The 22,633-nt window shown below is 43.4% G+C and carries 17 protein-coding genes and 1 pseudogene; 13 read left to right on the top strand and 5 right to left on the bottom strand.

What is annotated here, in order from left to right:
- Positions 1–34 precede the first annotated feature (34 nt).
- The 3 genes from OCV20_RS18840 to OCV20_RS18850 are packed head-to-tail and all read left to right on the top strand — an operon-like array spanning position 35 to position 5,234.
- Positions 35–1,123: an efflux RND transporter periplasmic adaptor subunit gene (locus OCV20_RS18840; protein WP_048612522.1), complete on the top strand. Its 1,089-nt coding sequence runs from the start codon at positions 35–37 to the stop codon at positions 1,121–1,123.
- The gene (locus tag OCV20_RS18845) at positions 1,123–2,178 is read left to right on the top strand and encodes an efflux RND transporter periplasmic adaptor subunit (RefSeq protein ID WP_086773866.1); all 1,056 of its coding nucleotides are present in this window, start codon (positions 1,123–1,125) and stop codon (positions 2,176–2,178) included. The genes OCV20_RS18840 and OCV20_RS18845 overlap by 1 nt, the downstream gene beginning before the upstream one ends.
- Entirely contained in the window at positions 2,175–5,234 is a 3,060-nt protein-coding gene (locus OCV20_RS18850) for an efflux RND transporter permease subunit (protein WP_086773865.1), read from the top strand. Before OCV20_RS18845 ends, OCV20_RS18850 begins: the two co-directional genes overlap by 4 nt.
- 182 nt (positions 5,235–5,416) lie before the next feature.
- Here OCV20_RS18850 and OCV20_RS18855 read toward each other — a convergent pair whose 3' ends face one another.
- Positions 5,417–6,154, bottom strand: coding sequence for an EAL domain-containing protein (locus OCV20_RS18855; protein ID WP_086773864.1), 738 nt, complete (start codon positions 6,152–6,154; stop codon positions 5,417–5,419).
- 576 nt (positions 6,155–6,730) lie between these two features.
- The gene (locus OCV20_RS18860; RefSeq protein WP_017069925.1) at positions 6,731–7,366 is read right to left on the bottom strand and encodes a hypothetical protein; all 636 of its coding nucleotides are present in this window, start codon (positions 7,364–7,366) and stop codon (positions 6,731–6,733) included.
- Between the two features lie 289 nt (positions 7,367–7,655).
- On the opposite strand from OCV20_RS18860, the gene OCV20_RS18865 reads away from it, so the two are divergent.
- The 3 genes from OCV20_RS18865 (at position 7,656) to OCV20_RS18875 (ending at position 9,192) form a co-directional block, all read left to right on the top strand.
- Complete coding sequence (locus OCV20_RS18865; RefSeq protein ID WP_017059821.1) at positions 7,656–7,901, top strand: DUF2164 domain-containing protein; 246 nt, start codon at positions 7,656–7,658, stop codon at positions 7,899–7,901.
- 185 nt (positions 7,902–8,086) lie between these two features.
- Positions 8,087–8,626 carry a cytochrome b gene (locus tag OCV20_RS18870; RefSeq protein WP_050644835.1) on the top strand — a complete coding sequence of 180 codons (540 nt, stop codon included), beginning with the start codon at positions 8,087–8,089 and terminating at the stop codon, positions 8,624–8,626.
- Positions 8,623–9,192, top strand: coding sequence for a YceI family protein (locus tag OCV20_RS18875; RefSeq protein WP_017059819.1), 570 nt, complete (start codon positions 8,623–8,625; stop codon positions 9,190–9,192). The genes OCV20_RS18870 and OCV20_RS18875 overlap by 4 nt, the downstream gene beginning before the upstream one ends.
- A 266-nt stretch (positions 9,193–9,458) precedes the next feature.
- Here OCV20_RS18875 and focA read toward each other — a convergent pair whose 3' ends face one another.
- On the bottom strand, positions 9,459–10,910 hold the full coding sequence (focA, locus tag OCV20_RS18880; protein WP_086773863.1) for a formate transporter FocA: 1,452 nt from the start codon (positions 10,908–10,910) through the stop codon (positions 9,459–9,461).
- A 259-nt stretch (positions 10,911–11,169) separates the two neighbouring features.
- Between focA and OCV20_RS18885 the strand changes: the two genes are divergently transcribed.
- Positions 11,170–12,075, top strand: coding sequence for a LysR substrate-binding domain-containing protein (locus OCV20_RS18885; protein ID WP_086773862.1), 906 nt, complete (start codon positions 11,170–11,172; stop codon positions 12,073–12,075).
- Positions 12,076–12,279: 204 nt separating this feature from the next.
- The gene (locus OCV20_RS18890) at positions 12,280–12,774 is read left to right on the top strand and encodes a DUF1097 domain-containing protein (protein WP_017059817.1); all 495 of its coding nucleotides are present in this window, start codon (positions 12,280–12,282) and stop codon (positions 12,772–12,774) included.
- 171 nt (positions 12,775–12,945) lie between these two features.
- Here the strand turns inward: OCV20_RS18890 and OCV20_RS18895 are convergent, their stop codons facing one another.
- A complete protein-coding gene (locus OCV20_RS18895) occupies positions 12,946–14,694 on the bottom strand; it encodes an ATP-dependent endonuclease (RefSeq protein WP_050633299.1) in 1,749 nt (582 codons plus the stop codon).
- Between the two features lie 238 nt (positions 14,695–14,932).
- On the opposite strand from OCV20_RS18895, the gene OCV20_RS18900 reads away from it, so the two are divergent.
- The 5 genes and pseudogenes from OCV20_RS18900 (at position 14,933) to OCV20_RS18920 (ending at position 21,143) form a co-directional block, all read left to right on the top strand.
- The gene (locus OCV20_RS18900; RefSeq protein ID WP_086773861.1) at positions 14,933–16,672 is read left to right on the top strand and encodes a bifunctional metallophosphatase/5'-nucleotidase; all 1,740 of its coding nucleotides are present in this window, start codon (positions 14,933–14,935) and stop codon (positions 16,670–16,672) included.
- Between the two features lie 562 nt (positions 16,673–17,234).
- Positions 17,235–18,236 carry a TerC/Alx family metal homeostasis membrane protein gene (locus OCV20_RS18905; protein WP_048613684.1) on the top strand — a complete coding sequence of 334 codons (1,002 nt, stop codon included), beginning with the start codon at positions 17,235–17,237 and terminating at the stop codon, positions 18,234–18,236.
- Positions 18,237–18,549: 313 nt separating this feature from the next.
- Positions 18,550–18,738 carry a hypothetical protein gene (locus tag OCV20_RS18910; protein WP_017059812.1) on the top strand — a complete coding sequence of 63 codons (189 nt, stop codon included), beginning with the start codon at positions 18,550–18,552 and terminating at the stop codon, positions 18,736–18,738.
- Between the two features lie 175 nt (positions 18,739–18,913).
- Positions 18,914–19,655 (top strand): annotated as a pseudogene (locus OCV20_RS18915) (DUF1223 domain-containing protein).
- A 201-nt stretch (positions 19,656–19,856) separates the two neighbouring features.
- Complete coding sequence (locus tag OCV20_RS18920) at positions 19,857–21,143, top strand: DEAD/DEAH box helicase (RefSeq protein ID WP_086773860.1); 1,287 nt, start codon at positions 19,857–19,859, stop codon at positions 21,141–21,143.
- Between the two features lie 126 nt (positions 21,144–21,269).
- Here OCV20_RS18920 and OCV20_RS18925 read toward each other — a convergent pair whose 3' ends face one another.
- Positions 21,270–22,625, bottom strand: a complete 1,356-nt coding sequence (locus OCV20_RS18925) for an FUSC family protein (RefSeq protein ID WP_086773859.1) — start codon at positions 22,623–22,625, stop codon at positions 21,270–21,272.
- Between the last annotated feature and the right edge of the window lie 8 nt (positions 22,626–22,633).

Below are 22,633 nucleotides of genomic sequence, written 5' to 3' on the forward strand. Positions count from 1 at the left end.
GTAATAAATCATAATAATTAAATGGAGAGGCATCATGCAGTCCAATTTGTCTATCAATGCCATATCGAGCAAGCGCATGGGAGCTGTGATTGCAGCACTGTTGCTCGCAGGCTCTCTAACTGGATGTGACAAAGTTCAGTCAGAGGAAAATGAGCAGGTAATCAAGCCAGTCAAGCTTTTCGAAATCCCGCAACAGACTGATATCGATCTTGATAGCTTCATTGCAAAGGTTGATGCAACTGACCGTGCGGCACTTTCTTTTCAAGTGGGTGGTGATATAGAAACCTTCGATGTTCGTATGGGACAAGAAGTGAAGAAAGGTCAGGTGTTAGCTGTATTAGACGCGACGGATTACCGTATTGCCGTTGACGCAGCCCAAGCTAAATTTGATCTGGCGAACAGTCAATACAAACAAGCTTCTGAGTTATATGCGAAAAAACTGGTCAGTACCGATTACTACGACCAAGCCGTGAACACCTTTACTGCCGCTGAAGTTGAGTTGGACCAAGCAAAAACAAACCTTGGCTACACCACCTTAGTTGCTCCATTCGATGGCGTGGTATCGATGGTGTTTGGAAAGCAATATCAATTGATCGCAGAAAAGCAGCCTGTACTGAATATCTTGAATCACAGTGAAATGGATGTGACGTTTTCAATTCCAGTATCAAAGCTTGAAGACCGTTCTATTCAAGACCTAACGAGCTCAAACATGTGGGTTGTGATGGACAGCCACCGCGGCATTCGTATCCCGACTCGCTTTAAAGAAATCTCAACGCAACCAGATGAAGACACCAACAGCTACCAAGCGGTTGTGTCTATCGAAAAGCCAGAAGGCATCAATCTACTTTCTGGTATGACAGCGCAAGTTGAAGTCCAGAAAAGTAAATCTGACTACGGCATTGGTATTGTGGATTCAGCTTGGTTAAACAAAGACGCAGGCCATGGTGAACTATGGCGTTATAACCCTGACTCTCAACTGATTTCTAAAGTACAAGTCCTTCTAGATGAGCAAGGCAAGGTTATCGACGGATTGTCGTCTGGCGACCTTATCGTTGAAGCGGGTGTGGATGTGTTATCAGACGGACAACAAGTAAAAGCTTGGCTTCGTGAGGGCGGTATTTAATGAACCTTTCAAAATTATCAGTTGTTGTCGCGTCGGCTCTGTTACTTCAAGCCTGTAACAATGAAGTTGTACACCGTGAACAACCGCCTTTGTTGGTTTCTACCTTTGAAGTTGGCGCACCGCTGACTAATCAGTTCAGAAGTTTTAATGGACAGGTGATGCCCGCCGAATTGACTCCCTTGGCATTTAAGCTAGCAGGCGAGATTCAACAAGTACTAGTCGAAGCGGGCGATAACGTCGAAAAAGGGCAGTTATTAGCCACCTTAGATAATGCAACGTACGTCCAAGATCTGACTGATGCTCAATCTCAATTCAAACTGGCGAGCAAACAGTTGGCCCGTGGTACTGAGATGTTTGGCAGCGAAATGTTATCGCAATCAGAACACGACCAACTGACGGCTAACTACAAGCTCGCATCGGCGAATTTGGCGGCGGCAAAACGCAAGCTAAGTTACACAGAGCTTCTTGCGCCATTCTCCGGAACAGTCTCAACTGTCGATAAGCAACGATTCGAAAATACGACGCCTGGAGAAACACTACTGAGTGTGTACCAGAACGACAAAGTGTATGTGCGAATTCAAGTATCAGATTCGATCTTGGCATCAATTAGCCCAGACATGCGTTCAAATAGCTATCGTCCTGAGGCGAACTTTGGCGGTCACACAGGCCAATATCCACTGACGTATCTTGAACACACCAGTGAACTGCACCCACAATCCCGTACCTACGAATTTTGGATGCAGATGCAGCAGCCTGAAAGTGAAATTCTGCCGGGCACGAGCGTTACGGTCAATGTAGATATGGCGAAAGCGGGCTTGAGCGATGTTCAAGGCTACCAGTTACCAATGACAACACTAGAAGCTGGCTCTGAAGCGAATCAATTCTATGTGTGGAAAATGGAAGACGGACAAGCATTCAAAAGCGAAGTAGAAGTCGACAAGATCAGTGGCCAAGGCGCATTAATCGCTCATGGCGTTGAGCAAGGTGATCGACTCGTAAACTCGAATCTAAGAAAACTCCGTGACGGAATCCAATTGTCAGGAAAAGCAGAATGAACATCGCAGAATATTCAATAAAAAACAAAGTAATCAGCTGGCTGTTTCTAGTCATTTTAGCCATTGGCGGTGTGTCGTCTTTTGGCAACCTATCCCGTTTAGAAGACCCAGCTTTTACCATTAAAGATGCAATGATTATTTCAACTTACCCTGGCGCAACGTCAATGGAAGTTGAAGAGGAGTTGACGTATCCACTTGAAAAGGAGATACGACAGCTGCCTTATATCGACAAGATTACCTCAACCTCGTCGAATGGCATGTCTCAAATTATGGTGAGCATGAAGATGGACTATGGCCCGGATGAGCTACCTCAAATCTGGGATGAAATGCGTCGTAAGATCAACGACCTACAGCCAACGCTGCCTAGTGGTGTTAACTCTGTCCAGATCATCGATGATTTTGGTGATGTGTTTGGTGTGATGATTATGCTTACTGGGGATGGCTACGATTACGTCGAGCTCAAACAGTATGCTGATTATCTCACACGTGAAATCGAACTGGTTGAAGGCGTAGGCAAGGTAAGTATCGCAGGCGACCAACAAGAGCAATTGTTCGTTGAGATGTCACTTGAGCGTTTAGCTGCGTTAAACCTAGACATGTCGACAGTGACATCATTGTTAGCACAACAAAACAGTGTGGTATCAGCAGGCGAGGTAATGCTCAATGGCCAAAGCCTAACCATCAAACCTAACGGCACGCTGAGCACGGTTGAAGAGTTAGAAAACTTAATCATTCATGGCCGAGATACGGGTAACCTAATTCGCTTAAAAGATGTCGCTGAGGTCACTCGCGGAATCCAAGAAAAGCCAGGTAACGTATTAACTTACAATGGCAAACCAGCAATCAACCTTGGCATTGCGTTCTCATCGGGCGTAAACGTGGTGGAAATCGGTAATGCGCTTGATGCAGAACTTGATCGCTTAGAAAGCATTAAGCCAGCTGGTGTTGAGTTGAATTACTTTTACAACCAAGCACAAGAAGTGGACAAGTCCGTTGCTGATTTCTTGATCAGCCTAGTGGAAGCGGTGGCAATTGTTATCATCGTACTTCTGTTCGCGATGGGCTTACGCAGTGGTTTGATCATCGGTTTAGTATTGCTACTGACGGTGTTCGGTACGTTCATCTTGATGGACTACAACGATGTTGAACTGCACCGTATCTCGCTTGGTGCTTTGATCATTGCGCTAGGTATGCTGGTGGATAACGCGATTGTTGTCGTTGAAGGTATTTTGGTTGGCTTGAAGAAAGGCAAAACCAAGCTTCAAGCTGCGAAAGACATCGTGAAGCAAACACAATGGCCACTGTTAGGTGCGACCATTATCGCTATCACAGCGTTTGCACCGATTGGTTTGTCGAAAGATGCGACAGGTGAATTCATGGGTTCGCTGTTCTGGGTACTGTGTTTCTCACTGTTTTTGAGTTGGGTAACAGCACTAACACTAACGCCATTCCTTGCCGAGATGTTGCTTAAAGAAGAAGACAAGGTTGATGAGAACGAAGACCCATACAAAGGCATCCTGTTTGTAGTATTCGGTGCGTGTCTGAAAGTAGCACTTCGATTTAGATGGCTTACTGTAGTTAGTATGGTCGCGCTATTAGCAGTTTCTGTCGTCGGTTTTGGTATGGTGAAGCAGCAGTTCTTTCCACCGTCAAATACGCCAATGTTTTACGTAGACATGTGGATGCCAGAAGGCACCGATGTTCGTGAAACGATCAAGCAGACAGAAAAAGTTGAAAGCTACATTCGCCAGCAAGACGATGTAGAGTTCGTGACAACAACGGTTGGACAGGGCATGCAACGTTTTGCGCTGACATACCAACCCGAGAAAAGTTACGAAGCGTACAGTCAACTGCAGGTACGAACGACTGACCGAGACACCATGTTTAAAGTCCTAGAAGGGCTAGACAAGGACTTGGCCAATAAATTTGAACAACCTACGTTCCAATTTAAACTGATTGAGTTTGGCCCGTCGCCAGCTTCAAAAATCGAAGCTCGTATTAGCGGTGCAGACCCGCAGATTCTTCGCAGCATTGCGGTTGAGGTAGAAGATATCCTGTTGGCGGACCCTGGCTCTCGAAATGTACGTCACGACTGGCGTGAACGCACCAAAGAGCTCGTGCCACTGTTTAACGAATCAAAAGCACGTCGCCTTGGCATTTCAAAGACAGATCTGTCTGAGACACTACAGATGGCGTTTGGTGGTTACAACATCGGCTTACTGCGCGATGGTACGCACATGTTACCTATCGTGGCACGCCTGCCTGAAGAAGAGCGTTTTGACTTTGAATCACTAAACAATGTGAAGATCTGGAGCCCATCACTGCAAACCTACATTCCTGTAGAACAAGTGATCGATGGGGTTGAGCTTCAATGGTCTGAGCCACTGATTCAACGTCGTGACAGAAAGCGTACGTTAACGGTTCTGGCTGATCACGATGTATTGGGTGATGAAACACCAGCTAGCTTGTTTGCTCGCGTAAAACCAAAGGTTGAAGCACTCGATTTACCAGCAGGTTACAACATTAGTTGGGGCGGTGAATACGAGAGTTCTAAAGATGCACAAGAATCTCTATTTGGTTCACTGCCAATGGGTTACTTGCTGATGTTTATCATCACTATGCTTCTGTTTAACTCGGTACGTAAGCCACTTGTAATTTGGTTTACGGTGCCACTCTCTATCATCGGTGTTTCGATTGGTCTGTTAGGTACTAATATGCCATTCAGCTTCACAGCGTTCTTAGGACTATTGAGTCTAAGTGGCATGATTTTGAAGAACGGTATCGTACTGCTTGACCAGATCAACAGTGAGCTACAAACAGGTAAAGACGCATATTTAGCGGTTGTCGACAGCGCGATCAGTCGTGTGCGACCGGTATCTATGGCAGCACTAACAACTATCTTGGGCATGATTCCCTTGGTATTCGATGCATTTTTCGGCTCGATGGCGATTACCATCATGGCAGGCTTAGGCTTTGCTACCGTACTAACGCTAATAGTAGTACCAGTGATGTTCGCTATTCTATATAGAATCAAACCGTCCACTGCGGGTTATTAGGGATTGATATAAAACAGATTCTTTTAAGCCAGCCCAGTCAAATTCGACTGGGCTTTTTTATACGTATTGTCCCTTCCTGAAATGTGTAAACAAGTGAAAGTGGCAAGAGGGTACGAATAGATAAGCATTAAAAAAGCCGCTACCCAATGGGCAAGCGGCTTTAAGTAAGTTGAGGGGAGGCTTTAGATTGCTAAGCGTATGTCCAACTCAATCGGCTTTGGCATGGCCAAGTGGTAGCCTTGATACATATTGAAGCCTAAGCTCTGCATCGCTTCGAGTTGTTGTTGGGTTTCTATGCCTTCAATCACAGTCTTTGCGCCAATTTGGTTTGCAAGATCAAGTACTAACTCCATTTCTCGAGTGTCGCCTTGTTCAAAGTCCAACATAACCGAGCGGTCTATCTTGATGATATGAGGGTTAATGTGACGAACGCGCTGTTCGGTTGATGCTTGTGTGCCAAAATCATCGACCGCTATTTGAAAGCCATTCTCCGCAAGCGAAAGGGCGGCATCTTTCAAACGCTCTTCACTTTCTGCATTCAACTCTACCAACTCCATCACTATCTGTTCGCATGAAAGGTTAAGCTCGAGAAGGCGTTTAGCTAACAAGCTATCGCTGACCTTTTCTGCAGCAAACAACTCCCCAACGTTTGGAAGAACGTTCAAAAATAGGTGTAAATGACGGATTGTCGATTGTGCGAAGTTACGGATATGAATCGCTCGACTCAGCCTCTCGACATTGATTTTGTCTGTGCTTGAGGTTTCGTCGGAATGGAAGAAGTGATCAGGACGAACAATATCACCTTTGTTATTTGAAATGCGCACCAAAGCCTCAACACCTATTTGAGTCATAGAAGAGTCGAATATAGGTTGGTAGACGCTTCTAAGCGTCAGGTCTTGGTATTTCGCAATAAACTGCATATCAGCATCTACGGATATACAGCTAATAAATTCACTTCTGTCTGATAAAATCATAGTCGCTAGTAAAGAGGGCTTATTCAATGGCGGACGTACATGTCGCGGCTGTCACAATATTGACAGGTGTAAGTAAATTGTCAATTAATAAAAACTCATTTGTAGAGCCAATATTTAAATAAATATAATTAACGAAAAAACAGCATGATAATTGATATTAGTCATTAAAATTACTTATCATTCACCATTAACAATGACTATTGTGAATTTAATCTCTGAGTAATCTATCTCATATCAACACCAATCAATATAAGCTTTCAACGCCAATACACCAGGTGAAAGTAAGGATAAAGCCTCAGGTTATGGGGGAATGTCAAAGTTACATTATTAACAAACAACTCTGTTTGCATATAAATGATATCTACTTCTCAAAATATGAACGATGAGCTGATAAGTTATTATTTTATCGAAGATAAACTTTGATTGATTATTGGGTAGGGCTTGAGTTAGGTTTTATAAAATATTGGGATGGAGGTCTAACTATTTACTTTCAAGACTGATTAAAAAAGTTGACCCGTATTCTTACTGCCATTGAAGTACTGCGTAAAGTTGCAGGTATTTACGAACCAGTTGTTGATTTCCTGACCGCTTTAAAGGGTGTCCAAATTTAATGAAGCAAGGGCTGATTTTAAAATTATTATTTAAGTCAGTAGCGAATTGAGAATCACTCTCTCTTAGCGTGATACCTTGTTGACTATATTCCGTGATCTCGTCTGGGAGTTCACCCATCCACCAATGCAATAATTCGCCACTGTTTTTACTTCGGCTAATCCAATGGTCGGAGACAATGATCAAAACGTCATTGGGTTGAATGGAAAATCCATACTCTTGTTGCCAATTATGGATGTCCAACATTAACTTTCTACGACAGGTTTTCCCGGCGCTCACCATATGATGACTGATCATCCAAACGGTACCAATTTCGGAAGATATTCGGAAGTGTCGAGGCGTTTCGCCAGAAGAAAGCATTTCAAGTGGGCTGATGTTGCTTGCATGATTAAAGCTAACGAAGGTGTGCTCCATTCTGCGAGCAAATGCCTTTCCTATATGGTGCTCACTGATCCCTTGATTGTGCACCGTAGGGTAGTGGCGTTCACAGAGCTTTAGGCAATCGTCTTGAAACTGATTAACGCTTTTAATCACTAGATCTAATAACAATGAAGTCCCTTATACACGGTTACTATCTTATTGATGGGCAATAGTACGGTAATTGCGGTGCCATTACCTATCGTCAAAGTGCGAGTTCTTGATCCCTCTATCAAAATTAGCCATAACTGAGCGAATTTATGGATAGCACTGGCACTCTACTGGTCTGTAAACTAAATTATGAGGAATTATAGCTAGTTAGAAAACTTCAACTGATTAGCAAAGTTACAGTGAGCTAACGAAATTATAGTTTAGTTAGCGAATCACGATTGATCTACCTACTCTTTATTTGGAAACATTCATGACCATTCAATTAGATTCGAAACAAAAGTCTGAGCTTACTCATACGCTCCAAAAGTACCTGCAAGATGAACTCGATGTGGAGCTTGGTCAGTTCGACACGGAGTTCTTGGTCGATTTCATCAGCAAAAAATTTGGCGCAGTGTATTACAACAAGGGGATAGAAGACGCTCAAAAAGTGATGGAACGTAAGATGTTAGACATCTCAGATGAGCTCTACGAGATCGAACAAATTGTTGAGATTTAAACCCAACAAGCGCTTGTTAGACAAAGAAATTTATCAATAAAGCAACTTGTTCAAAAATTTCGAATAACTCGTTTAATTTGAAATGATGTAACTAATGTAAAGCTTGGTAAATAATATGTTACACAAACTTAGTGTAGGGTACGATTTTCAAAACTACACGACTCGTTAACATTCGGAAGAGATGCATGGACAACAACGTTAGAAATTACAACCCTTTAGCTAGAGCGATGCATTGGATTTCAGCACTCGCGATATTTGGTTTGTTTGGTGTAGGCCTGTGGATGGTTGATCTTTCATACTACAGCGAGTGGTACAAAACAGCACCAGACTACCACCGTTCGGTAGGCATTCTTTTGGCTGCTGTCACCGTTATTCGATTGGTTTGGAAGCTAGTTACCGTGTCACCTAAAGTGGAAGGTAAAAGCTATGAAGTTGCAGCAGCGAAGATCGCTCACGGCTTTATGTACATTAACTTAGCGGTTTTGTTTATTTCAGGTTATTTGATTTCAACATCAGATGGCCGCGGGATCGACGTATTCAATTGGTTCACTGTACCAAGTATGGGTGAACTGTTTGCAAACCAATCTGATCTCGCAGGAACGATTCACTACTATGCTGCATGGGTACTGATCATCATGGCATCAGTACACGCCTTAGCGGCGATTAAACACCACGTTATCGACAAAGACGATACGCTACGAAAAATGATAGGAGCTTCAAAATGAAAAAGTCAATTATCGCTACAGGATTAGCATTTGCAATGGCAATGCCTTTCGCTGCGAACGCCGCTGATTACGTGATTGATACAAAAGGTGCGCATGCTTCAGTTAACTTTAAAGTTAGCCACCTAGGTTACAGCTTTATCCAAGGTCGTTTTAACACATTCTCAGGTGACTTTTCATTTGATGAAAGCAACGTTGAAGCGTCTACAGTAAACGTAACGGTTGATACTACAAGCCTTGATTCAAACCACGCAGAGCGTGATAAGCATATCCGTAGCGGCGATTTCATCGATGCTGGTAAGTTCTCTGATGCGACATTCAACAGCACAAAAGTGGTTGATAAAGGTGACGGCAAACTTGAAGTTATGGGTGACCTGAAACTTCACGGTGTAACTAAGCCTATCGTTATCGAAGCTGAATTCATCGGTGCTGGTCAAGACCCATGGGGCGGTGAGCGTGCAGGTTTCGTTGGTACAACTCGTCTAGAACTTGCTGACTTCAACATTCCAGTAATGGGCGCTTCAAGCTATGTAGATATGGATCTACACGTTGAAGGCGTAAAGAAGTAATCTAGCTCTCTGACAGGTATCAATATTTTTTAGAAACATCAAAAGTTTGGTCGATACTAAATAGGTCAGTATTTAGAAATAGAGAAAGGCGCAAAGTTTTCACTTTGCGCCTTTTTTATTGAGATTAATGGCAACGCGTTTAGGTCTGTTTTGTGTCAAACCGTTTAGTACGTTAAAAGCCACCGTTTACCTCTAGCCAGTCAACGTTGCCATGACTGAGTTATCTAATTGAACTACTAATCCCTAATAGTTGAACTTAAGATTAGTTAAGCCGTTTCTAGTTCAGCTTGTGGAACCACGTTTAGTCGGTCACCGTAGATTGGACGTAGTGCTTGCATCACTTCAATGCGAGTCAACACACCCACCATTACGCCGTTTTCTAACACTGGAAGCATATGTGGTTGGCTTACTTTCATCGCTTTTGCACGCTCTTCTAGAGAAAGAGATGTCAGGCGAGTAGCGAAGCCCATGCTTGTCGTCGGGTACAGTTGCTCTTTGTCGATGCATAGGAACTCAGCAACGTCCACTAGCTTGTCGTTTGCATCGATTGCCACAACGTCACGGCTCATTAGGTCTACAACTTTTTGGCCTTTAGTTGGGATGTAATCTTGGCACCAAAGGTCAACCATTACGTCATGAACAGAGAAGATACCCACTAGACGACCTTCAACATCGCAAACAGGAGCGCTAACAAGTTGCGCGTCTAAAAGTGTATCAATCGCGACTGATGTTGGCATTTCTACGCTCAGTGTAATTGGTTGAGTGTTCATGATTTGCTTGATAGTAGTTGCTGTGTTCATAGTAATTTCCTTAACTGACGTAATTTCTGTTGTTTGTGTAATAGCGGTAATTTTTGCTGCTTTAAGTTGTGGGCGACGGTAGATGCTCCAGTTAGCTAAGCCGACCAATACTGAACCACCTACGATGTTGCCGATTGTCACTGGTATTAAGTTTGCGGTGACAAATTGCATGACGTTTAGGTCTGCATACTGGGCTGGTGTTGCGCCGATTTGCATCCAGAAGCTTTCTGGTGCGAATGCTTGAATCGTGATGCCTAGCGGAACCATGAACATATTCGCCACACAGTGTTCAAAGCCTGAGCTTACGAACATTGCAACGGGTAACACGGTCATCATTGCTTTGGTCATTGCGTTAGCAGAGCTGAACGTTAACCAAATCGCTAAACACACCAACAAGTTACAGAGCACACCCAAAGCAAACGCTTGAACTGGGCTGTGGTGCAGCTTGTGTTGAGCAATGTTTAGAGCGTTTAAGCCCCATTGCCCGCCATCCAGTTGATATAAGCCTGCTGCGCTTACCAAAGCCAATAGGAACATGGCACCGATAAAGTTGCCGACATACACCTTGCCCCAGATAGACAGCATCTTCGTGAAGGTGATTTGCTTGTTAGCCCATGAGATGCTTGATAACACTGAGCTGGTAAATAGCTCACCACCGCAAATGACTATCAAGATCAAACCCATACTGAAGGCAAGACCGCCGGCTAAGCGACTCAACCCCCATCCAGCATCAGCGCTGCCCGTGGTTACCGTGATGTAGAATAGAAAAGCAAGCCCGATGAATGCACCAGCCATGATTGCCAAACTCAATGTCATGCTGCTGGTTTTATTTGCTTTACTTAATGCAAACTTCTCTGCTTCCGCCATCATTTCTGTTGGTGAGAACAGTTGATGATTTTCAGAAGTGCTGGTTGCCATATCCCCCCCTTGAACAATCCGTCATGTGTAATTCCTAGTGTTAATGACTTGGTTAATCAGTAATGTTTTGCAGGGCTCGTTGTGTCCTGCCATTTCAGATTAGGGCGTTGAGGGGTAGAGGTAAAATTGATAATTTTTAGAAACCACATCAAATTTATTGATATAGATTTGGTTAAGCGTAGAATGAAATTGATTGCTCATCGGCTTTATAAAAAACGAGCATCAGGACACAAATAATTAAAAGCATTAAGGATGAATTTTGCGTTATTCATTAAAGCAACTCGCGGTATTTGATGCAGTAGCAGACTCCGGGAGCGTTAGTCAGGCAGCAGACAAATTGGCGTTGACTCAGTCGGCGACAAGTATGTCTCTTGCACAGTTGGAAAAAATGCTCGGCAGGCCTTTGTTTGAAAGGCAGGGCAAGCAAATGGCCCTGACTCATTGGGGCATGTGGTTAAGACCAAAAGCGAAGCGTTTACTGCAAGATGCGCAGCAAATTGAGATGGGTTTTTACGAGCAGCATTTGTTGAGTGGTGAACTCAAATTAGGTGCTAGCCAAACTCCAGCGGAACACCTCGTTCCGGATCTCATCAGTATTATTGATAACGACTTTCCTGAGATGCGAATCTCGCTCGGCGTGCAAAGTACCGACGCAGTCATTGATGGTGTATTAGATTATCAATATGACTTAGGCGTTATCGAAGGTCGTTGTGATGACAACCGAGTTCACCAAGAAGTGTGGTGTACTGACCATTTAACGGTGGTTGCATCGGCTCATCATCCGTTTGCGAAGCGTGAACGAGTCAGCTTGGCACAATTAGAACAAGCAAAGTGGGTATTACGCGAACATGGTTCGGGTACTCGCAAAGTTTTTGATAGCTCTATTCACCATTTAATTGGCGATCTCGATGTTTGGCGAGAGTATGAACACATTCCTGTTTTAAGAAGTTTGGTTGCAAACGGCCCATATTTAACGTGTTTACCTTATCTAGATGTCGAACAGTTTGTTGAGTCAGGTCAACTGGTGACGTTGAATGTTCCTGAGCTTGAAATGGAAAGAACCTTGTCCTTTATTTGGCGTGCTGACATGGCAGAGAACCCACTTGCTGAATGTATAAAGCGTGAAGGTAAGCGCATGATGAAAGGCAAGCCATCGGTTCTGTAAGGTAGATTTGATAAAATACTAATAACTAATTGTGTTGAATAAGCGATTTTTGTCTCTATATGGTGATAAATGCATGTTCGTATACATTATTAATGTGATCGTGATCGGCTAAATAAGGGCAATCTTCCCATAGTATGCTTACTTGATTTTAAGTGAGGCTAAATCCGGTTGCGTTCAATTACGTAATTAGGCTTTAGAAATAGTATGAGTACATTAGTCGCGATTTCATTAACAACAGGTATTTTGTCAGGTCTATGGGGATGGATAGCTATCTCTTTCGGCTTATTGTCATGGGCAGGTTTCTTAGGTTGCACCAGTTACTTTGCTTCGCCAACAGGCGGCGTTAAAGGACTAGCAGGTAGCCTATTGACCAACATGACTGGCGTATTCTGGGCAATGGTGATTATCGAAAGCTCGACCTTCGCAGGGTTGGAGATTTTAGGCTACATGATTACGGCTATTGTGGCTTTCTTTATGTGTATTCAAGCGAAACAAGCGTGGCTAGGTTATATCCCAGGCACCTTCATTGGTTGCTGTGCGACGTTTGCTGCAGGTGGCGATTGGCAACTTGTAGTGCCATCTTTACTGCTTGGTGGTGTATTTGGATACTTGATGAAAGCAACGGGCCTATGGCTTCACGAGAAATCGACTCAATCTTCGGAAGTTGTTGAACAACACGCTAAACAGGCAAAGGCTTAACTCGTTAACCTAACCTTAGTTAGTCACTGTGAACTCTTGCAAGATAACCCCCAATTAATTTGTATATCGATTTATACAGGCACACCGTTTGGTGTGCCTTTTTTGGTTAAGGTGACTAGCTAAATATTTCATCAGTAGAGCAACTGATAGCTTCTATAAAACAAATTATGCTTAGGTATTTCCGTTCGCCATGGTGATCACGCGTTTTAATGTCCATCTTAATAAAAGCGGTATGCATTCTTGTCCTTGATTCTCGCAATGAGAAACAATGGCGAGTGCAAGGTCGGGTTTTGCATGTTTCTTCAATACCTTGGCAACCACTTTCTTCGGAGGGATAGGGTGATCGTATGGAATCTTAACCATGTCACGGAAAAAGCTCTCAAACCCATTCATATAAAGGTAATGCTCGATATCTTTATCAGGCAGTTCCGTGAGTCGATGTCTTTCCTGATCATTACCGAGTTTCGATAACACTGTCGCGGCATACTTTTTACCGGCGGCATCGCCGTCAGTCACCACATGCCAATCAATACCAAACTCTTGTGCAACCTTAATCAGCGCCTTAAGTCCCGATTGAGCGAACTCTATAATCTGCACACCTTCCGCTGCTAAGTTATAGCCACATTGGTTGGCAAGTTCATTGAACAACCAAACCTCGGTTTCACCTTCGACTAATAGCCAACAGCGAGCAAACAATGCCCCTGAGCGGTGGAAGCGGATATGAAAACCAATTCGACGAAGTTCATCCTTACTGAAGTGGTTCATGTTGAGTTGATTGGCAATGGTTTTATCTGACTGACGAACCAAGCGACGAATCGATTGAAGTGGAACAGCTGCAAGTAAGTCGCCACTGTTGGTGGTGAGGATTTTCTGCATGGGCAACTTCTGCATCAAGCTCCAAGCCCTTGCCAAGTGTGTTGGGTGTAATCGACCTTCTGGATCTTCAAGGATCAAAAGTGGGCGCGCACATCGTCTTAAGTCGTTTGGCCCTTTAGCTTGTAGATAAGCGTTAAGTAACCCCATAAATAATAAGCGGGTTTGTTTGTTTTTGGTCTCTTCGACGAGTTGATGGATACTCTGATCATTGGCGCCAGCAGAATAAAGCAATCCGTCTCGCTGTTTTCTAGGGTTACGACGAGAAGTACTTTTAAAAGAAAAATAGTGCTCAATCAGACTTTGCATCGACTCTAGGCTACTGCGCATTTCACCTTTATTAACATGACCGGGAATCGCCATTAGACGACGGCAGGTATTGTCGATTCGTTTTTCTATTCTTGCTTGTCGACCATTACCGTTATTGGCGCCGTTTCCGTTTGTGCCATTGGATGCGTGATGATTCCCGTTCCCGTTCGAATTTGCATTATTAGCGTGACCATTGCTAGGCAGGTGAGCATTGTGGTTAAGGGACTTGCCGTTGAAAGGACGATCAAAGTGCCTTGCATCACGCAAACGGATGACGGGATGTAAAGTCATTAATTCTTGAGCAAGCTTTTCTGAATGATGAAGCTTGAGTGGATTACCGTCCAAACCAAGAAATGCATAGTGTGTGGTTGTCTCATACTGCTCTAATGTTGCGCTGATTCGGTAATAAATGCGAAATACGCCAAACTCATCCTGAACCCAAATAGGTTTGAGTTTGCGATAACGACCTGCGTTAAGTTCGCTCTTGTCGTTAGCTTTTAAAGCGAGAACAATTTGAAGATGTTGAGACTGTGGATGTGAAACAGAGTAATCGACATGAAAATCGGTCATTTCAAAGTGATATGGCACACCGTCTGAGGGCAGAACGACGGAAAGGGCATCCAATAATGAAGACTTACCCCAAGTATTTTCACCAATAAGCGTGGTTAGCTCGTCAAACGCGAGTGACATGCGCTTGATACCTCGAAAGCCAGAAATCTCGATTCTTTCTAGTTGCATAGGCTTACTCCTAACGGAAGGCTCTGCTAATTATTTGAAAGCTAACAGATATCTTTAATCATAATCGAAAAATCCAAATCCGGTATGCTCACCTGTCACAAAACCCGTTGTTTATTAATACGGTGCAAAATGAGATTTTTGATCTATCTCGAGTATTTTTTTGCAGTGCAGTTTCATAAAATTCACGATTCTGTCATGATTCTCGACCTAGTATGAAGGGACAAAGAGAGAAGAAAATATGACTAAAAAGAATAAGCCAGCAAAAATAGTGTTGGCACACATCAACGACACCCACTCATACTTTGAACCAACCTCGTTACAGCTATCACTTAAAATGAACAACCACATCATTGAACCTTATGTCAGTGCTGGTGGCTTTGCTCGAATTTCAACACGCTTTAAACAAATAGAACAAGATGCCCAGCGTCAGAAGGTTGGAACCTTGTTCCTGCACGCTGGCGACTGCTTCCAGGGCACTTTGTACTTTTCTTTATTCAAGGGAAAAGCCAACGCCGATTTGTTGAATGCCCTTAATATAGATGCCATGACGCTCGGTAATCACGAGTTAGACATGGGTAATGAGCCCGTTGCGATTTTCGCGAAAAGAATCAAATTCCCACTGTTGGCCGGTAACTGGAATCTATCGAATGAGGATATCAATAAAACTCATACGCTAGCGGACAACGACATTGTTAAGCCTTATCTGCCTGAAACACGAAGTGCTTCTTTTATAACGAAAGAATTTGACGGCGAGAAGGTCGCAATATTCGGCTTAAGCATCGACAAGATGGCAGGCATCGCTAACCCAGATATCGATACACCGTTTGAAAATGCTTTGGAAACAGCAAAAGCGACCATTGAGCAAATTCATCAAGCAGGCATCAACAAGATTGTGTTACTTAGCCATCTTGGTTACGAAGCTGATTTAGAGTTAGCAGCTAACGTATCAGGTATTGGCGTCATCGTTGGTGGTCATAGTCATCGCTTACAAGGTGATTTCTCTGATATCGGCTTAGTTAAAGATGATGAATACGGTGTGAAAATTGGCGATACCTATGTTGTGCAAGCGGGTTTCCACGCCATGAGCTTAGGACACTGCGAAATCGAGTTCGATTCTCAAGGTAAAGTGACGCAATTCAATGGTAAGAATGAACTGCTATTAGGCCGTCGACTTTTTATAGACGCGAAACTGAGTGAAGTAGGGCAAGACGATGCCCACGATATGGCGTGTGAATTTTTAAACAATCACCCCAATATCGCAGTGTGTAAGAAAGATCCTGAGCTGCAGAGCATTCTGACGGATAAATACCAGCCGCGAGTTCGAAAGCTTCAGCAACAAGTGATTGCTCATGCAGAGACTAAACTTCGCCATGTACGTATTCCAGATGATAAAGGCCCGAGCCAACTCGCGCCGTTGGTTGCTCAATCATTTCACCATCTAATGAACAAGAAAGGGCATCACGTTGACTTTGCTATTCACAACGCAGGTGGTGTTAGAAATTCACTGAATAGCGGCGATGTTTCAGTTGCCGATATTGCCGGAAAACTACTACCGTTTGCCGTACCCATTGGTGTGTATGAAGTAAAAGGTGAAACGATCGCTGGCATGCTTGAAGGTGCAATCAATAACGCGATCGATAATGGTGTCGTGGGCACAGGTTCAGGTAGCTTTCCTTATACGCATAATTTGAGGTTTTGTTACCATAAAGAAGCGCCTCTAGGACACAGGATTCACCATCTAGAAATCCACTCTGATGAATCGGGTTGGCAGGCTGTTTCTCGCAACCGTATTTACCGTGGTGCGTCGTCTGCCTACACAATGAAAGGGAAAGAGGGCTATAACGCTGTGTTGGACATGATCGGTGATGGCACGGTAACAACTGACTCTATGGCAGACTGCTTCATCGAGTTTCTGCAAGACCACCCAGAGTCGCTTCAACACAATGAACCGTTAAATTGCATGGAATGTTTTAGATAACCACACCTGATGCTGATGCTTAATGTTATTACGTTGGGTTATTTATAAAATTGGCATTGTTTATGCTTCATCTCTGCAGGTCGCCTTCTTGTGGAGATATGCATGGATAAGAAAGATTGGTTAGATGCGGTAGCGGTTGTCGGTTGGGTATCAGTTTGGTCAGCGTTAGTGTATTTGGTGCCTACTACAGGCTTGTAATGGTTCTGCGCGCTGGATAAGACTAGCTTTTGAACAGTCGCAGTATTCTTATTATCAATACACGCTATACCAAGCGTAAGTGAAAGAAATAAAAAAGGAGCAGATTGCTCCTTTTTTGCTTTTTCCGTGCAAATTTATATAGACGAAACACAATCAGAGGATTATTATCCACGCGTTTGGGGAGTAGTTAGCGCAAGTTTACATATCGTCATCTCGTTAGGCCAAGAGTCTATCCGGTATGTAAAGGTGAAATCCCATATTTCACTTCAACGAGACCAACGCAATCACAGTCAAGATCCGTTATGGAGCTTGATATGCTTTGTTTGCGGAAGGTCTTTGTACAGTTCTTCCGCCCGGAGGAATAATGAACTCAACTCAATCTCTATTATCTACAAATAGTGAATCCTTTTTTTCATCGCCAATCATGACGACTTATGCGGGCTTTTTCCTGCTGACGGTTATTCTCGTCTCTATTGATATCTATCAGACTCGTGGCGGTAACGTTACTATCAAGAAAGCGGCAATCTGGAGTGTATTCTGGTTTGTACTTGCGTTTTTGTTTGCTGGCTCTATTTACCTGTTTTGGGACATTTATGCGCCGAACAGTGACTACACAGCGCAAAAAGCAACCGTGTCATTCATAACGGGTTACTTGTTAGAAAAATCCCTTAGCGTAGACAACTTGTTTGTTTTTGCGATGATCTTTGCTCAATACCAAGTTCCTGAGCATCTAAGACCTCGTGCGCTTCTTTGGGGGGTAATTGGTGCATTGGTGCTTCGTGCAATTATGATCGCACTAGGCGCACAGTTATTGGCGGAATACCACTGGGTACTTTACGTGTTCGCTGCGTTCTTGATTGGTACAGGTATTAAGCTGGCATTAGACAAGGGCGAAGAGGAGAGTGTGAATACACTGCCTGAAAAGCTACTTCGTAAAGTGATGCCGGTAACTGAAGATTTCCATGGTCCTGCATTATTGGTTAAACAGGGTGCTAAATGGGCATTCACTCCAATGATGTTGGTCATCGGTGCGATTGCAGTGATGGACGTGATGTTTGCATTGGACTCTATACCTGCGATCTTTGCGGTAACACAAGAACCGTTCTTGGTATTAGCGGCAAACGTATTTGCGCTACTTGGCCTTCGTTCGTTGTATTTTGTACTGCAAGGTATGATGGACAAGTTCATCTACTTGAAACCGGCATTGGCATTCATCATGGTGTTCATCGGTGTGAAAATGCTATTGGTTGACAGTGAGTGGGCTATCCCAACTTATTGGTCGCTCGCTGTACTTATTTCGACTATGACGATTGCGGTTATAGCGTCGGTTTATGCGAAGAAGCCAGGCATTGAACAAGTAAATTAAAAACAAATATAACTTATCGAAAAGTCGATAATGAACACGTGGCTGATGAAGTGGAAAATTTATTTATGTAAATTTTCTGTGACATTGGCCACTGTTGTTTGCGGGGTATTTGTACTAAATGCATGATTTAAACACTATATTGAATTTATACTCACATAGTCTGCATATCTACTTTATGGTGTTGTTAATGGTTTGTTTTATTAGAAAAACTAATCCCAAAATCTAATTTTAGTCATTTTTTAACCTGCAAAAGATCACCTATTATTATTGTCATCAGAACGAAACACATTAATAAATTTATAGAGAGGCAATCATGGCTCAAGCAGTACAAATGAATACTATCGCTGTTCCTAACTCTATGGATAAGAAGACCTACTCGGTTAACTTCAAAGGATTGATTGCACACATTTTCGATATTCTTTTCGTAGACAACTCTCCACGTAGTTACTACGCAAGCGACCTATCTGGTCACATGCAACGCGATATCGGTATCAACCGTTAATCTCAGCGTTAACATGTAAATATAGAACTTTAAGAAAACGCCAGCTTCTAAAGCTGGCGTTTTTGTATCTGAAATAAACTCTATCTCTTCGCAAATTAAGCACCTGAAAGAAAACCCTAGGCATCACGGTCTGTATTTGAGCGCCATTCAATTTGCTTTGTACAAGGATCTCGGTATGTCACACGCCAAACGCAATTCATCATTGATTAAACTTTGTTTATTTGCCTTACCGATCGGCTTCTATTCCTCAGTGTCGCTTGCACAAACCTGGAGTAATCAAGGCTAGCCCGCACAGGTTATCGAGCTCTTCACCTCTGAAGGTTGTTCAAGTTGTCCACCTGCTGATACTTACCTAAGTACTTTTGAAGACCATCCCAAACTTTGGACACAAGTCATTCCGCTTGCCTATCACGTCGATTATTGGGATTACTTAGGTTGGGGCGACAAGTTCGCGAGTAAGGCGTTCAGTCAGAAGCAACGACTGTATAAAGCTTACGGCTTAACAAGTGGGGGTTTACACACCGGGCTTTGTTGTCGATGGAAAAGAGTGGCGCGGTTACTTTAACTGGTTAGACAGAACGTTACCTTCGCTTAAACAACAAAATAACCCCAAGCTAACGGTCAACCATAAAGGCGATACGTTCAGCGTAAGTAACGAAGGCAAAGGTGATTATGTTGCTCATATAGCTTTACTGGCGATGAACGAAGTCACCAGTGTTAAGGCGGGCGAGAACAGGGGTAAGAAACTCGAGCATGATTTTGTTGTGGTTTACGATGGTTATCAACGTGGTGAGTCTGAATGGCAATTTAATATCAATTTTGAGCCACTCGTCGCTACACCAGATGCAGTAGCCGTTTGGTTAACCGAGCCGAACTCATATGCACCGGAACAAACGGTAGCAGGGTGGCTAAACTAACTGCCAACCACGACAATTGCGTAGCTAAAATACTCTTAGACGAATTAGGTACGGCGAGTATCGAGGTTCTCACATCAATAACTTGGTTTCTGATGGGTATTAATCGGTGAAATAGAAGCGAAAAGGCGATTTAGTTACGTAATACTGCTGAAATACGTTAATATAGCGCGCTATTATTTTAGCTTTGAGTTCCTGTAATTAATGACTAACACCACTACACCAACCAACTTCTCTGATCTTGGCTTAATCTCTCCTTTGATGGCTCGTTTATCTGAGCTTGAATACCAACAGCCAACGCCTATCCAAGCGCAAGTTATTCCAAGTGTGTTAGCAGGACGCGATTTAATTGCAGGCGCAAATACCGGTTCAGGTAAAACCGCAGCATTTGCACTTCCACTGTTACAAAAGATTCATGAAGATGCCCCTCTGGACCGTCGTTCAGGTAAAGGTAACTTTGTTTCTGGCCTTATCTTGGTTCCTACTCGTGAACTTGCTAAGCAGGTGGCTGACAGCGTTAAGTCTTACGCTGTGCATTTCAATGGCGCGATTAAAACGGTTTGTGTGTTTGGTGGTGTATCGGTAAACACTCAGATGCAGGCGCTACGTGGCGGCACTGATATCTTGGTGGCAACACCGGGTCGTCTGCTTGACCTTATTTCAAGCAACGCTATCAAGCTAGACAAAGTAAAAACGTTAGTGCTTGATGAAGCTGACCGAATGCTAAGCCTAGGTTTTACCGAAGAACTTGATGCAATCTTGAAGCTCTTACCGAGCAAGAAACAAACCTTGTTGTTCTCTGCAACTTTCCCTGAGCAAGTTAAAACGCTGACTCACGAACTACTGAATGATCCAATTGAAGTTCAACTTCAAAGTGCCAATGCGAGCACACTGGTTCAACGTGTATTTGAAGTAGAAAAAGGTCGCAAGACAGCGTTACTCGCACACCTAATTCAACAACACGAATGGCGCCAAGCTCTGATCTTCGTTAATGCGAAGAACAGCTGTGAGCACCTAGCAGACAAGCTTTACAAGCGCGGCATCATCGCTGAAGTATTCCACGGTGATAAAGGGCAAGGTTCACGTACTCGTATCCTAGAAGATTTCAAATCTGGCGAGATTGACGTTCTTATCGCGACAGACATTGCGGCACGTGGTCTGGATATTGAGAAGCTTCCAGTTGTTATCAACTTTGACTTACCGCGTAGCCCGTCAGACTACATGCACCGTATCGGCCGAAGTGGTCGTGCAGGTGAGGTTGGTCTTGCGCTATCTTTGATCGATCACGAAGATTACCACCACTTCAAAATCATCGAGAAGAAGAATAAGATCCGTCTTGATCGTGAGCAAATTGAAGGCTTTGAAGTGGATGAAGAAGCGACAGCTGAACTGATCGCAGCACTAAAACCTGTTGCGCCACCTGCCGGTACAGGCAAGAAGAAAAAGAAGAAAGCTCCACAAAACCAAGATGTGTGGCTAAACAACAACTGATCTTGAGTCAGTAAGCTATGTGAGTCAGCTAGCCATATAAATCAGTAAGTAATAGACATTCAAAAGGCGCTTAATTGCGCCTTTTTTGTTTTTTTATCCCAAGTTAAGCGAATCCGCGCAACGAGACTAAGCGATACTTTTGACTCTAAATAGGTCTGTGAATAATTTTCCTATCATCAAAATGATGAGCAGTGTGGTTAACATTAGCAATGGTGTTTGAATCTGATAAACCGGTGTTAGATTAAGCGCGCCAGATGTAAGTACGACTAGCAGGTTTATACCAAGTATTCGATGCACCATAAGTTTAGGTGTCGCAAACACTTTCCATATCACTATGCTGTTGATGAAATAGAACAACGCCAATTGCCACAATTCAGTCATCATCGGCATGATAAAGATATATTGAAGCAAGATAACCGTGCCCGTTCCAATGACACCAAAAAACGCATCCTTAATAACACTTGGCGGCATAGTTGGAAGCATTGAAGAAAATATGCCAGCAATCATCGGGAAAATAAAACCACCCGGTACAGGCAGGTATACCCAAACCAATAACGACGTGACGAACATCGACACACCTTGTAAGACTTTTCTCCCATCTTCATTAAGGTGTTGAACAAACGTACGGTGCTCATGGTGCCAAGAGACGTTTTTCTTCTCACTCATCACAAATGGCACATCATCAATTAGTGACGTGTTTGGCGCCATTAACTCCAGTTTTTCCATTTTTTGGGTGAGAGCGACCCAATCAATAGCTTGAGTCAGTTCACCCGAGGCGATCTCAAGCAGACGATCTTGAATATGCGCCATTTCGTTGATTCGTAAACGCCATGCGTGAATATTCTCTTTTAGGTGATAACTGCCAGCGAGCGGCAAATCCAACAGTTGATAGAGCTTTTCAATATTGGCGGTATTGGACTCTAAGGCTTCTATATCAAGGTTGTTGGTATCGCGCATTGCTGTTATCAGCGTTTCTCTGCTTGTTTCAAATCGTTGTACAAAGTTCTGCTCAGTGTTTACAGGCCAGATCAGACGATAAACAATCGAGAAGGTGATAACGCCTAATAGAGTTTCTTGTATTCGAAGCACTGCAAAATAGAATGTAATTTGGTTATCGAACCCACCCATACAAGAGATGATGGAGCAAACCGCAAAGCCTATAGAAAAGACATAACCGTATTTTTCATCACTCGACATGAAGATGCATGTACCGAGAAATAAGGTGAAAAACATCAAAAACAGAAAGCGATCCTGAGAAAACATCGCAATCAAGAAAAAGGCATAACCAGTCCCTAATAAGGTGCCCATTAATCGGTTATGGCCTTTGTTTATTGAATGAGCAAAGCTTTCGTTCAATGCCATGACCGCAACCGCAATTGCCGCCCAATAAGGTTTCTCCCATTGAAACCACAACGCAACACAGATAGAGATAACAATAGCGAGAGCCGCTTTAATGGCTTCTTTGGTTGATGCACTGAACATAAAAGCCA

The sequence above is a fragment of the Vibrio coralliirubri genome, assembly GCF_024347375.1.
GTDB lineage: Bacteria > Pseudomonadota > Gammaproteobacteria > Enterobacterales > Vibrionaceae > Vibrio > Vibrio coralliirubri.

Bases quoted from the DNA above. Each gene is read 5' to 3' on its own strand.
- OCV20_RS18890 (WP_017059817.1), top strand. From the start codon at position 12,280: ATGAGTACATTAGTCGCGATTTCATTAACAACAGGTATTTTGTCAGGT.
- OCV20_RS18910 (WP_017059812.1), top strand. From the start codon at position 18,550: ATGGCTCAAGCAGTACAAATGAATACTATCGCTGTTCCTAACTCTATG.
- OCV20_RS18865 (WP_017059821.1), top strand. From the start codon at position 7,656: ATGACCATTCAATTAGATTCGAAACAAAAGTCTGAGCTTACTCATACG.
- OCV20_RS18895 (WP_050633299.1), bottom strand. From the start codon at position 14,694: ATGCAACTAGAAAGAATCGAGATTTCTGGCTTTCGAGGTATCAAGCGC.
- OCV20_RS18905 (WP_048613684.1), top strand. From the start codon at position 17,235: ATGAACTCAACTCAATCTCTATTATCTACAAATAGTGAATCCTTTTTT.
- OCV20_RS18850 (WP_086773865.1), top strand. From the start codon at position 2,175: ATGAACATCGCAGAATATTCAATAAAAAACAAAGTAATCAGCTGGCTG.
- OCV20_RS18920 (WP_086773860.1), top strand. From the start codon at position 19,857: ATGACTAACACCACTACACCAACCAACTTCTCTGATCTTGGCTTAATC.
- focA (WP_086773863.1), bottom strand. From the start codon at position 10,910: ATGGCAACCAGCACTTCTGAAAATCATCAACTGTTCTCACCAACAGAA.
- OCV20_RS18900 (WP_086773861.1), top strand. From the start codon at position 14,933: ATGACTAAAAAGAATAAGCCAGCAAAAATAGTGTTGGCACACATCAAC.
- OCV20_RS18925 (WP_086773859.1), bottom strand. From the start codon at position 22,625: ATGTTCAGTGCATCAACCAAAGAAGCCATTAAAGCGGCTCTCGCTATT.
- OCV20_RS18875 (WP_017059819.1), top strand. From the start codon at position 8,623: ATGAAAAAGTCAATTATCGCTACAGGATTAGCATTTGCAATGGCAATG.
- OCV20_RS18855 (WP_086773864.1), bottom strand. From the start codon at position 6,154: ATGCAGTTTATTGCGAAATACCAAGACCTGACGCTTAGAAGCGTCTAC.
- OCV20_RS18845 (WP_086773866.1), top strand. From the start codon at position 1,123: ATGAACCTTTCAAAATTATCAGTTGTTGTCGCGTCGGCTCTGTTACTT.
- OCV20_RS18840 (WP_048612522.1), top strand. From the start codon at position 35: ATGCAGTCCAATTTGTCTATCAATGCCATATCGAGCAAGCGCATGGGA.
- OCV20_RS18870 (WP_050644835.1), top strand. From the start codon at position 8,087: ATGGACAACAACGTTAGAAATTACAACCCTTTAGCTAGAGCGATGCAT.